11 protein-coding genes are annotated in these 12,339 nt (G+C 37.2%); 2 read left to right on the top strand and 9 right to left on the bottom strand.

All coding sequences use genetic code 11. The features are described 5' to 3' along the window. Positions 1-129 precede the first annotated feature (129 nt). Positions 130-1,356 carry a diaminopimelate decarboxylase gene (lysA, locus tag NU09_RS09780; RefSeq protein WP_129751100.1) on the bottom strand — a complete coding sequence of 409 codons (1,227 nt, stop codon included), beginning with the start codon at positions 1,354-1,356 and terminating at the stop codon, positions 130-132. Between the two features lie 257 nt (positions 1,357-1,613). Then, entirely contained in the window at positions 1,614-2,054 is a 441-nt protein-coding gene (locus NU09_RS09785) for a hypothetical protein (RefSeq protein ID WP_129751101.1), read from the bottom strand. A 148-nt stretch (positions 2,055-2,202) separates the two neighbouring features. Here NU09_RS09785 and sucC point away from each other — a divergent pair, with 148 nt between their 5' ends. Next, positions 2,203-3,396 (top strand): ADP-forming succinate--CoA ligase subunit beta, encoded by a 1,194-nt coding sequence (sucC, locus tag NU09_RS09790; RefSeq protein WP_129751102.1) that lies wholly within the window; start codon positions 2,203-2,205, stop codon positions 3,394-3,396. 75 nt (positions 3,397-3,471) lie between these two features. On the opposite strand, the gene NU09_RS09795 is transcribed toward sucC, so the two are convergent. The 4 genes from NU09_RS09795 to NU09_RS09810 all read right to left on the bottom strand — a co-directional run bounded on the left by NU09_RS09795 (position 3,472) and on the right by NU09_RS09810 (position 8,027). Beyond that, positions 3,472-4,296 carry an alpha/beta hydrolase gene (locus NU09_RS09795; protein WP_129751103.1) on the bottom strand — a complete coding sequence of 275 codons (825 nt, stop codon included), beginning with the start codon at positions 4,294-4,296 and terminating at the stop codon, positions 3,472-3,474. Between the two features lie 90 nt (positions 4,297-4,386). Further along, complete coding sequence (locus tag NU09_RS09800) at positions 4,387-6,570, bottom strand: bifunctional alpha,alpha-trehalose-phosphate synthase (UDP-forming)/trehalose-phosphatase (protein WP_129751104.1); 2,184 nt, start codon at positions 6,568-6,570, stop codon at positions 4,387-4,389. A 188-nt stretch (positions 6,571-6,758) separates the two neighbouring features. Further along, entirely contained in the window at positions 6,759-7,211 is a 453-nt protein-coding gene (locus NU09_RS09805) for a DUF1456 family protein (RefSeq protein WP_129751105.1), read from the bottom strand. A gap of 54 nt (positions 7,212-7,265) precedes the next feature. After that, positions 7,266-8,027: an alpha/beta hydrolase gene (locus NU09_RS09810; RefSeq protein ID WP_242501850.1), complete on the bottom strand. Its 762-nt coding sequence runs from the start codon at positions 8,025-8,027 to the stop codon at positions 7,266-7,268. Between the two features lie 93 nt (positions 8,028-8,120). On the opposite strand from NU09_RS09810, the gene NU09_RS09815 reads away from it, so the two are divergent. Further along, complete coding sequence (locus tag NU09_RS09815; RefSeq protein WP_129751107.1) at positions 8,121-8,522, top strand: excinuclease ABC subunit B; 402 nt, start codon at positions 8,121-8,123, stop codon at positions 8,520-8,522. Here the strand turns inward: NU09_RS09815 and NU09_RS09820 are convergent. From NU09_RS09820 to NU09_RS09830, 3 genes are all read right to left on the bottom strand, one after another. After that, positions 8,519-9,346 carry a mechanosensitive ion channel family protein gene (locus NU09_RS09820; protein ID WP_129751108.1) on the bottom strand — a complete coding sequence of 276 codons (828 nt, stop codon included), beginning with the start codon at positions 9,344-9,346 and terminating at the stop codon, positions 8,519-8,521. The two genes, NU09_RS09815 and NU09_RS09820, sit on opposite strands and share 4 nt — an antisense overlap. A 5-nt stretch (positions 9,347-9,351) precedes the next feature. Beyond that, on the bottom strand, positions 9,352-11,238 hold the full coding sequence (locus NU09_RS09825) for a mechanosensitive ion channel family protein (RefSeq protein ID WP_129751109.1): 1,887 nt from the start codon (positions 11,236-11,238) through the stop codon (positions 9,352-9,354). 81 nt (positions 11,239-11,319) lie between these two features. After that, a complete protein-coding gene (locus tag NU09_RS09830) occupies positions 11,320-12,333 on the bottom strand; it encodes a hypothetical protein (protein ID WP_129751110.1) in 1,014 nt (337 codons plus the stop codon). Positions 12,334-12,339 lie beyond the last annotated feature (6 nt).

Here is a 12,339-nt window from a genome sequence, read left to right on the forward strand (position 1 = left end):
TGCTGTTTTTAAATGTGCAGTGCATTTTGCAAATATATCATAATAGGTTAAACAGTCATGTTAAATAAACAGGAAAGCCGGAGCTATACAGCTCCGGCCCTGAAACAATAACAAGTATATATAACCTAACTAAACCGTAATAGGTTCGTCTTTAAAATCCATAACAACCTGGTTACGGATAATATCTTCAAAGGTTTCTCTTTGTCTTATTAAATGTCCTTTACCCTGGAACCAAAGTACTTCTGCCGGGCGTACCCTTGAGTTGTAGTTTGATGCCATAGAGAAACAGTAAGCTCCCGAGTTTCTGAAACACAGTATATCTCCCTCGTTTATTTCAGCAATTTTTCTGTTGCTGGCAAAAGTATCAGTCTCGCAAATGTATCCTACAACCGAGTAGAAACGGTCTTTTCCTTTAGGATTGCTGATGTTTTCTATATGATGGTGAGAGCCATAGAACATAGGGCGTATAAGGTGGTTAAAACCAGTGTCTATACCTGCAAATACGGTAGATGTGGTTTGTTTAACCACATTTACTTTTGCAAGAAAATAACCTGCCTCGCTTACAAGGAATTTACCCGGCTCAAAAGCAAGGGTAAGGTCGCGCCCATATTCTTCGCAAAAAGCATTAAATCTTTTGCTTAGTTTTTTACCCAGTTCCTCAACATTGGTCTGGATGTCATCTTTTTTATAAGGTACTTTAAATCCGCTTCCAAAGTCAACAAACTCCAGCTCTTTAAAATTTAGGGCGGCCTTAAATAATATCTCGGCAGCATAAAGGAACACTTCGATATCCAGTATGTCCGACCCAGTATGCATATGGATACCGTTGATGTGCATTCCGGTATTTTCCACTATTCGCAACAAATGTGGCATCTGATGGATAGAAATACCGAATTTGCTGTCTATATGCCCCACGGAAATATTACTATTGCCGCCCGCCATAACATGTGGATTTATGCGGATACATACAGGGGTAGTAGGATGCTTTGCACCAAACTGTTCCAGTATTGAAAGATTGTCTATATTAATTTGTACGCCAAGTGCCGCTACTTCTTCAATTTCTTCCATAGATACACCGTTTGGTGTATAGATGATGCTTTCGGGCGTAAAGCCGGCCAATATACCGAGTTGCACTTCCTGTATGGAAACGGTATCCAGGCCGGAGCCCATTTGTTTAAGCAGTTTTAGTATTGATATGTTTGACAGCGCCTTACAAGCGTAGTTTATTCTTAAATTTTTTACCTTTGAAAAAGCATTTTCAAGGCGGTAGTATTGTGATTGTATTTTAGCCGCATCATACACATATAAAGGGCTTCCAAACTCTTCGGCTAATCTTAATAATTCTTTTGCTTCCATTCTTTTTATAGATATACTTGTTTCGGGTACAAAATTATTTATGAATTATATACCAGACAATTAAATAAAGTATATTAACAAAATATAACAAAAAGTTATAAATGTAACTTATATTTACAGCTACATCGATTTAAATAACTCAGGAAAACAAAAAACCGGGCTATTCCTTTGGCTGCAGTGACGAAATAACGGCCTTAGGTTTTGCCCGGAACTGGGTAACAATTAAAATGTAATACGATTTATGTTAACCGCTCAAATTAATTCTTTTTAAATGTAAGTAAGAAACCATCGGCTTCAGCCATGGAAAGTGTCATGTCGTTGCCTGTTATGGCCATACACCCAAAATTAGATGTTGTTTCTGCATCACCCGGCCCCTGTGCTTCAAATGATTCTGCACAGATAGTAGTTATGTCATTAGGAACAAAATCGTAAGTGTATTCGCCTGTGCCAAGTCCGTCGTAAACATCGGCAGGGTTATTATTTACAACAACAATTGTTTCGTTTTGCGAATTAAATGTCCATGTAATAATACCTTCTTCAAAGTCGTGGTCAACTCCGCCAAATCCACCACTTACATTTATAAGTTTCCATGTCCCTTCAAACTCCTGATTTGAAGGCTGGTTGTTGTCGTCATCATTATTGCAGCTAAAGGCAACAGGGATGTACAGTAATAAAAGCATTAATTTTAAAGTTTTCATAGTTATGGTTTTTACAGTAAGATGCTTAAACCTGAAAACGGTTGCGTAAGGCTGTAGTATGAGTAGGAGAAAAAATTAAAAATACTTTCGGTCATTGGATTGAATTTTCTATTTTTGTTCCACTTTTAATAAGATAAATGCATTAATTATGAATTTACACGAATATCAGGGAAAAGAAATACTGGCAAGTCACGGCGTACGTGTACAGCGCGGTATTGTTGCTAACAATGCTGTGGAGGCTGTTGCTGCCGCTAAAGAATTAACTGCCGAGACCGGTACACAGTGGTATGTGGTAAAAGCACAGATACACGCAGGTGGCCGCGGTAAAGGTGGTGGTGTTAAGCTTGCAAAAAACCTTCAGCAGGTTGAAGAGATTGCAGGACAGATTATAGGTATGGATCTTATAACGCCTCAAACTCCTCCAACAGGTAAAAAAGTTCACAAAGTACTTATCGCTGAGGATGTTTACTACCCTGGTGAAAGTGAAGTTTCTGAGTTCTATATGTCTGTTTTATTAAACAGAGGTAAAGGCCGTAACATGATTATGTATTCTACTGAAGGAGGTATGGATATCGAAGAGGTTGCAGAAAAAACTCCTCACCTTATCTTTACTGAAGAAATTGATCCTGCAGTAGGTTTACAGGGCTTCCAGGCAAGAAGGATTGCATTTAACCTTGGCCTGTCTGGTAATGCTTTTAAAGAAATGGTGAAATTTGTTGACTCTCTTTATACTGCTTATGTACAAAGCGATTCTTCACTATTTGAAATTAACCCTGTATTAAAAACTTCTGACGATAAAATCTTAGCAGTAGATGCTAAAGTTGTTCTTGATGACAACGCTCTTTACAGACAAAAGAAATATGCAGATATGCGTGACGTTCGTGAAGAGAACCCAATTGAGGTTGAGGCTAAAGAAGTAGGTCTTAATTATGTGGATCTTGACGGTACAGTAGGTTGTATGGTAAATGGTGCAGGTCTTGCAATGGCTACTATGGACCTTATTAAGTATGCAGGTTTTGAGCCGGCTAACTTCCTTGACGTAGGTGGTACTGCAGATGCTAAGCGTGTTGAAACTGCTTTCCGTATTATCCTTCGTGATCCAAACGTAAAAGCTATCCTTATCAACATCTTTGGAGGTATCGTTCGTTGTGACCGTGTTGCTCAGGGTGTTGTAGATGCTTACAAAAACATGGGTGACTCTATTAAAGTGCCTATCATTGTACGTTTACAGGGTACTAATGCAGATATCGCTAAAGAACTTATCGATAACTCAGGTATGCCAATCCTTTCTGCTACTCTGTTCCAGGAAGCTGCAGATCAGGTTAAAGCTGCTTTAAGCTAATAAAAATAAAATAGGTTATATATAAAAAGCCCTCGCTGTTGCGAGGGCTTTTTAGTTTTGTATGTAATGATGTGATTATTTCTTCTTTTTAAGTTCCATAATCCTTTTTACTTCTTTAACCAATAGAGGGAAGGCAGGCTCGGTCATGTTATGGCCGTAACCTTCCAGTTCATACAGTCGGGTATCTTTATGCCCTGCAATTTTCATCATACGTTCCAAATAAGCGTTTTCTTCATAACGGCCTAACATTTCCATTTCCCTGTCTCCTGTAATTAGCAAAAGGGGAGGAGCATCGGCCCTTACATGAAATAAAGGGGCATATTCGTCTACTATTGGCTGGGTATCTTTAATACCTTTTTCCTGTCTTATGGTAAAATGAGTAATACACTGCCCGCTAAAAGGTATAAGCCCCGCAATATTGTTAGCATCTATATTATGTTTGGCAAGGTATTTTTTATCAAGCCCTACCATACTGATAAGATATCCTCCGGCAGAATGCCCTGAAAGAAATATAGATGAGGTATCGCCGCCATATTTACTGATGTTATTAAACACCCAGGCTACTGCAGCTGCACTATCTTCTATATAAGCAGGTGCCTTTACGTTAGGGCTAAGCCTGTAGTTAACACCTACAACACAAAAGCCTTTGTTTTTAAGGTATTCGGGAATTTCTTTGCTTCCCTGTGTAATTCCGCCACCGTGAAACCATACAATGGTAGCAAAGTTTTTGGTGTTTTTAGGGTAATAGATGTCCAATACACAACGCTCATTTATATAGGAGTCTGACTTATTAGTTGCCTGATCATAATACTGGATGTTTGTTTGGGTTACATACTCCGTTTGTGCCTTACTGATAGTTGCCGTAAGAACAAACAGAAAAAGGAAAAACTGTTTTTTCATTAAACTGGTATTAATTATTATTAAAGATGGGTATACCAAATATAAAAAATCCCGACGTATAGCCGGGATTAAAAAGATATGTTTTTATATTTATTTCATTACATTACAATGTGTAAGTTCTCCTAAAAAACTTAATACTTCCTCCACCGATTGTACCCTGTATTTAGCAGCAGTATTACCCGGGCCTACCTTAACAGTATGTTCATTGGTGCCGGTAAGCATTTCAAATAAATCTTCATCTGTCTTATCATCGCCAAAAGAAAGAACAAAGTCATAATCAGGATTTAGGATATTGTTCTTACAGGTGGTACCTTTGTGTGCCAAAAAGTGTTTTACTTCTATAACCTTATTACCGTCTATAATTTGTGTAGGCATGTTATACAACTGGTTTTTAAGTAACGATAACAATTCCCTAGAAGCAAGGAAACCCTGTCTTTGTTCTACATTCCTGTAATGCCAGGCCACACCAAATTCTTTTATTTCCACAAAACTTTCGGCATTAGTATCTACATAATCATGCATTATTTCTATAACACGACCTTTCCATTCCGGAGTACCGTTTATTACCGATTCCCATTTATCACGTTTTATATATCCGCCATGTTCTGCAACAAGACCAATAGGGAGTTCGCCTAACCACTCTTCTAAAAATTCGTGATTTCTGCCGCTAATTATCCATACGTCATTTTTCTCATCGCTTGCCAGTGTGTTTAGCAGTTTTATAAGTTTGTCATCGGGTACGGCCATTTCCGGCTTTGGCTGAAGGTTTACAAGAGTACCGTCAAAATCCAGAAGAATAAGCCTCTTTTTGGCCTTATCAAATTTTTCAAGAACTGTTTCTTTTGTTTTATCAGCCAGGGCTACAGGTTTTGTATCCCTACTGTGTATTTCCTCAGTCTCGTTAAGAAAATCGGTAGCCCATCTAAAAACATCATGCTTTTTAAGGTAGCGCTGCATTCTTTCTATACGTCGTTCCTGTTCTTCCTCGCTCATTGTAAGGGCGTAGTTAAGCTTAAGGGCAATCTGTTCGTCATCAAAGGGGTTAATAGTAAGCGATTCCTGAAGTTCTTTTGCTGCCCCTGCCATTACACTTAATATAAGGGCTCCTCTTAAATCTTTACGGGCAGCTATGTATTCTTTTGCTACAAGGTTCATACCGTCCCTTACAGGAGATATAAGTGCTGCATCGGCACTGGTATATAATGCTATTAATTTATCAAAATCTACCGACTGGTACTGATATACCACAGGCGACCATTTATAATTACCCAAGGTACCGTTTATACGGGCTATATTGAGTTCAATCATTTTTTTACGTTCCCCATATTTCCTAATCTCCTCACGGGAAGGTACAATCACCAGCAGAAAAACAACCTTTTCTCTCCATTGGGGATAGTTTATTAAAAAGTTTTCAAAGGCATTAAGCCTGTTGGTTATTCCTTTTGTATAGTCAAGCCTGTCTACCGAGAAGATTATTTTTTTGTCTTCATATAAGTGCTTAATCTCCTCCCGCAGTTTTATTACCTCAGGTTTGTCATAAGCATTATTAAACTTGTCAAAATCGATACTGATAGGGAAGGAACCCACTCTTGTGCGGTGTGTATCCTGGCTAAAGATGAAGTTTTTATGCGAATGCCCCAGCATTTTCTCGACACACTCTGTAAAGTGAATGGCATTGTCCCAGGTATGGAATCCTACTAAATTACTACCCAATACACCTTCAAGCAAATAGCGCCTTACTTTATTTGGCAGCACCCTAAAGATTTCAAAATTTGGAAAAGGTATATGAAGGAAGTAGCCAATTTTTGCATCAGGATGTTTCTCCCTTATTATTTTGGCCAGCCCCATAAAATGATAATCGTGTATCCAAACAATATCTCCGGGTTCATAAATACTGTTTACCTTTTCGGCGACAATTTCATTTGCTGCCTTATAAGCCTCAAACCCTTCATGATTATATTCTATATAAGAAGGGAAATAGTGAAACAATGACCACAATACCGAATTACTGAATATATTATAGAAATTCCTGTTTAGTCTTTTTTCAAGATAAACGGGTTCAATATCAAAGTTACTCTCGTAATTGTTTTTATTGTTGTCCCAAAGCTCCTTGTCAAAATCGGCTACACCTACCCAGGTAAGGTTTTTTTTGCTCTTTTCAGAATAAGAAAGTATAGCTGTAGCAAGCCCTCCGGCACTTTGTGTAATTTTTACATTCTCCTTTTGCCTTTTGATAGATACAGGCAACCTGTAAGATACAGTAATTATTTTCATTATATAGCTGGCGTTTTGCCTGATGGAAGTAAAGTCCTGCCATGCAGGCGATTCATCCAAATTTACAAAACGATATCCGCTTAAAGGTTTAATATAATGTTACTTAACATATATTTATTAAACTTTTACGGGATTGATAAAATGAAAGAAAATAATTACGGAATTCTTAACTGAAATATAAGTCTTATTTAAGAGTCTGATTTCTTGCCTGACTTAAACTTAAACTTCTCAACAACAGGAGCCGGTTTTTTAGCCTTAAAGTTCTTAGCGGGCTTTTTATCGTCTGCTTTAGCAGTTTTAGGTTTATTGCTCTTAGGCCTGTCAGTTTTAGGTTTATCCTGTTTAACAGCAGAGAAACTTTTTTTGTTATTCTTTACTGCAGTTTTGTTTTTAGCCAGTACTTCCTGTGGATTTTTAGGCTCTTCCTTAGTACCGCGAAGATGAATAATAAGTCCGTTTAAAAAATTGCGAAGCACCTGGTCACCACAATCCATATAGTTAGGATGGTCGGCATTTCGGAAAAAAGCTCCCAATTCAGCTTTAGATACCCTAAAATCTACCAGTTCCATAATCTCTACAATCTGGTCATCACGAAGTTGAAGTGCTACCCTTAATTTTTTAAATACGTCGTTATTATTCATATCTTATTTTTTGCAAAGGTATGGCAATGTGTTGATATAACAATCTTTTTAGCCTCAATCATTAGCAGTAAGCCATAAATAAGCATCTTCAAACTCGTTAGTCCAAAGCGTTTCATTGTGTCTTCCGTTATGTACAATTTTTTTACGGAACTGTTTTTTGTCTTTTATCTTGTGTTTTACCAGTTCTTCCATTCGCTCTAAATCGGTAATGGTTTCGCTGCTTTCATGGTCGCCTGCCATAAAGTATATCCTGGCATCTATAGTCTCGGTATTATGTACAAGATCATACATATCTTCGCTAAACCAAAACGAAGGGGAGAATACTCCTGCCTTACCAAATACTTTTGGATACTTAAGTATAGCATAAAAGGATATTAACCCACCCAGAGAACTGCCAAAAATAGTTGTATTGCTTCTGTCAGTAAGTGTATGGTAGTTTTTATCTACATAAGGCTTAAGGGTGTTTACCAAAAAGTCAAGATATTTATCACCATCACCTCCGCCGTATTTTTCGTTTGTGTAGGGGGTAAGCTCATTAATACGTTTATCGCCTCCGTTTTCTATTCCTATTACTATAGATTCGGCTTTTAGGCTGTCCAGTACTTCATCAATGCGCCATTCTCCTGCAAAGGACGTAAAACTGTCAAACAGGTTTTGACCGTCGTGCATGTATATTACGGGAAACTTTTTATCGGCTTCCTTATAATTAAAAGGGAGATATATCCATATTTTTCTTTCACCGATAAGCTGTGGTGCATTGATAGTAAATGATGATACGTTTTGTGAAAAAGTATGGTCTTGAGATTTAGCTGTCATATACCATAAAGATAGGGCGATTAACAAAAAATTGCGAACCATAATTAAAAGTTTTGCAGTAAAAACAATATATTAGCTAAAAATACCACTTTCATGAGCACTTACGAAGAAAAATTAAGCTTATTGTCAGAAATGATTGCGTTTGCAAGAATAGACGGGCAGATACACGAGCGCGAATACCAGTTTCTGGTTATAGTAGCTTCTCAGCTTAAGGTTGAAAAGAGTGTTTTTGAAAGCCTTTTTGAACATGAGGCCAAAAAGGTCGTAATTAAATCGGAACACCAGCGTATACTTCAGTTTTATCGATTAGCCCTTTTAATGCATGCCGATGGGGTATTGCATGATAATGAGCAGGTTGCAATTCGCGAAATGGGAGTTAATATGGGGCTTAGCCCTTTTGCCATGAGAAGCGTGCTGCAGGAAATGCAGAAATCTCCAACCGGGCTTATTGATCCTGATGTTTTGCTGGCGCTTTTCAGGGCACAGCATAACTAATTCCCTGTTGCTGTATGCAGCACCCTTTGCGGGAATGGTATAGAAACACCATTCTTCCTGAATTTATCTAAAATGCGGTAACGCATCTGGCTTTTGGCATTTTCTACCCTAAATACGTCTTCTACCCAAAAGTAAACCGAGAAGTCCAATGATGACTCTCCAAAATTATTGAAACGTACAAACGGAGCAGGTTTTTGCAATACTCCCGGCTCTTCGGCAGCAGCCTCTTTTAATAAATTTGTTACCAGTTCCACATCCGATGAATAATCTACACCAACAGTTACCTCAAAACGGGAAGCTAAGGCGTTATGTGTCCAGTTAATAAGTTCGTTACGGGTAAGGTCTGAGTTAGGTATAATAATATACTTATCGTCACGGGTAAGTACTGTGGTGGTTCTTAATCTTATTTCCTCTACTGTTCCTACAATGTTGTTGACTTCTATAACATCTCCCATTTTTACTGATGCATCAACCAAAATAACAATACCTGATATATAGTCGCTAAACAGGTTTTGGATACCTAAACCCAAACCGACTAACAAGGCAGCGGATCCGGCCAGCAGTACCGAAAGGTTAAAGCCTACTATTTCCATTGATAATACTACAGCAATTACCAGCAGTATGTATTTAACCAATGTAAAAATGGAGTACTTTTTAGCCTGATCAAAACTGTGTATGCCATATATACTCTTCTTAATTATTTTTAAAATAAAGGTTACCACTACCCAAAACAGGATAAGTGTAATAATTGAGCTTACCTTTAGCTGGGTTTTGCCAATGGTTATAAGCGTTTCATTAAGCAACTCTTTAATTTCTTCCCACATGGTTATTATGCTTTAGTTTCGTTGTTGTCTTTATCCATTTTTACATTAAATGAAGGCGCTTTATAGTCCTTATCGAGGTAATTTTCCGGAATAGTGGTCATATTACCGTCGCGTGCGGCCCTGTAATGAGGTGATAATATTTCTATTCCCATTTCATTACAGCAATCCTGTATGTTTTTATGAAGTTCGCTGTATATACCTGCCTGTTTGTTGGCTTCCTTGGTGTAGGCATTAATCTGGTAGGCAACATAAAAGTCCTCAAGGCTGGTTTGTAGTACAAAAGGCTTAGGGTCTTTAAGCAGGAATTCCGTCCTGTCGGCAGCTTCAATAAGTGCCTGTTGTATGTCTTTCCAAGGTACATCATACCCAATGGTTACGGTTGTATGCAGTATAAGTCCTTTACTAACAGTATCACTACTGTAATTAATGGTATGGCTGCTCATTACCGTAGAATTAGGTATGGATATAATTTCATTTTTAGTGGTACGTATACGTGTTACCAGTAGCGATTTCTCTATAACATCGCCCACTACATCACCAATTTTTACACGGTCGTTAATCTTGAACAGACGCATATAAGTAAGTACAATTCCGGCAATGATATTAGAAAGCGATCCCATAGACCCGAAAGTGAAAAGAAATCCTAAGAAAACCGATACACCTTTAAATACGGCAGAGTCGCTTCCCGGTAAGTAAGGGAAAATAACTATCAGTAAGAATGCGAGTATAAGTACACGAACAATCTGGTAAGTAGGGTTGGCCCAGTCGGGGTAAAAGCCATCTATATGCAGGTTGCCTCTTGCAATCTCATTTTTAAGGAATCGCGCAAATTTAAGGATATACCTGAATATGATTATCAGTACAATAATTGTAATAAGGTTAGGGAGGTAGCCCCACAAGCCGAAAGCAACTTTTTTAACCGGACTTAGTATATAACCAAACAGCGTTTCGGCAAAGTTTTGTGTCCACGGGAAAATACCAAACAATACCGGTAGGGCTATGTAAATAAGCAACAGGATAAACAGCCACTTGATAAGTTTGTTTACCAATAGCAAAAGGTTAACCTGTCTGTCGGCATCAAAAAGCTCGTAGGATTTTATTTTAATACCGTGTATCCTTTTATCTTTCTGCTGTTTTATTTTCTCAGCAGTCCAGCTGAATAATTTTCCTGAAAGGTATATCAAGAGTACCAGTAAACCTATAACCAGTAGAGCAAGGGCAACTTCTTTAGCGAGAGTCTTAAAACTGGTTTCATTTTTATAGGCAGTAATCTCATCGGTAATAATCTTCTGATATGCTTTTGCAAGCAGCTCTTTTGAGGTGTTGTTCCATATGGCATCATTTTCAGATACACTTACAATTATCCTGTCGTGGTAAACTAAATCAGCTGTTGTTTCGTTGTTTGAAGTTTTAAGCGAATCCGGTTCAAACAGTATGTTGTCGCCAAGTTCTTCTATGCGCCTTGTTATGGCTTGAGCCCTTTCGGCAGCGGAGAAGCTGCCCAACTTACTGTAAATATTGAACAGGGTATCGTTAAAAAAGCCCCTAACCGGGCTGCCTTTTATTTTAGAACGCAGTTTGTCTATCTGTTCCCTTTTAGCAGCAAGCCTGGTCGCTTCACGGTTTTCAAGCTCTTCCAGTTCTTTTTGGAGTTCTTCTTTCTTAAGGTTGTCGGTAGTTTTAAGAGATTGCAGCTGCTGTTCCAGTTCAGACTTCTTAACAGAGTCTTTTAACCGCTGCTGCTCGATTTGAGCCAGCTTAATGTTGTATGCTTCAAGAGTAACCGCATTAACAGAATCAGTTGCTTTTGCAATGCTATCTTTTTGGGCATAAATATTCTGCGATAATGTGAAGATAATTAGCGCAAAGAGTAAGCTGTAAAGTTTTTTCATCCTCATCCTGTGTTACAACACATAAATATAGGAATTTTTTCGGCTGTTCAAATTGATAATTCCTTTAGAAGGCGTATTTGTTTAATTTATTTCTTTATTATGAAGACTTCTGGTGTGTTTATTCATGCTTGATTTTGAAGCTGTGATATTAACTTTACTAGACACATTATCTCTCAAGTTTTTTAAAACCTCATTTAAATCATTTTTTTGATTAAGATTGATGGTCAAATTGAGTGCAGTACCATCAATTTTTATATTAATTATCTTGTCTTCTTTTTCAGATTTAAATATTCCATTATTTCCACTAGCTATAAAAAAGCTGCCTCCATTTAAACATATATTACTCGTCATAAATAATCCATATCCAGAATTTGCCCATTCACCTTTTGGTTTACGTTTTTGACCAGCATAAACTTTTCCAGACACACCAGGTAATAGACTTTGTTGTATTGCCTCCAAATCTGTAGAAATGTTTAATTTAGGGTTATTAGAAATAGATTTTCTAATCCCTATTCCTCTATCTAAAACCGCAAAAGATACTTTATTAAGAGAGGGTAGATATTGTGCACAGAATCCAAATTTATCGGACTCACTATGTTCAACTATATTTCTTAAGATTTCTCGAACACAATATTTTAAAATTTCAAAAAGATTTTCATCTTTTCCTTGAGTCAAAACATTACTAATTTCTGCTGCAAAATCTTCTAATATTTCGCCAGGATTAACAAACATATCTCTGGCAACCTGCTTTATATCATTAGTTTTGTAGATTCTAATAGGGATATATCTATTGTTGTTTTTTGCTTCACCTGGAAACTTTCCATGATTTAAACCAAAAGACTGAAAGAATCCCATATGTGCAGGATAAGTACAATGAGTAAAGTTTTTCGCAATAAATTCACTTTCAGAATTAGCTTTTTTAAATAAATGGATTTCACTACTCAATAAAAGTAAAGAAATGGAATCAATTCTAATTAGATTTTTAAAATCAAATATATATTTTTTACTGTTTCTTAAATCTTTAAAAGAGTTTATGAATTCTATTGTGTCCTCAAAAAATAAATATTTAGGAACTAGGATTATAAGTTCTTTCATAACTGT

The organism is Flavobacterium beibuense, from assembly GCF_004151245.1.
Lineage (GTDB): Bacteria > Bacteroidota > Bacteroidia > Flavobacteriales > Flavobacteriaceae > Flavobacterium > Flavobacterium beibuense_A.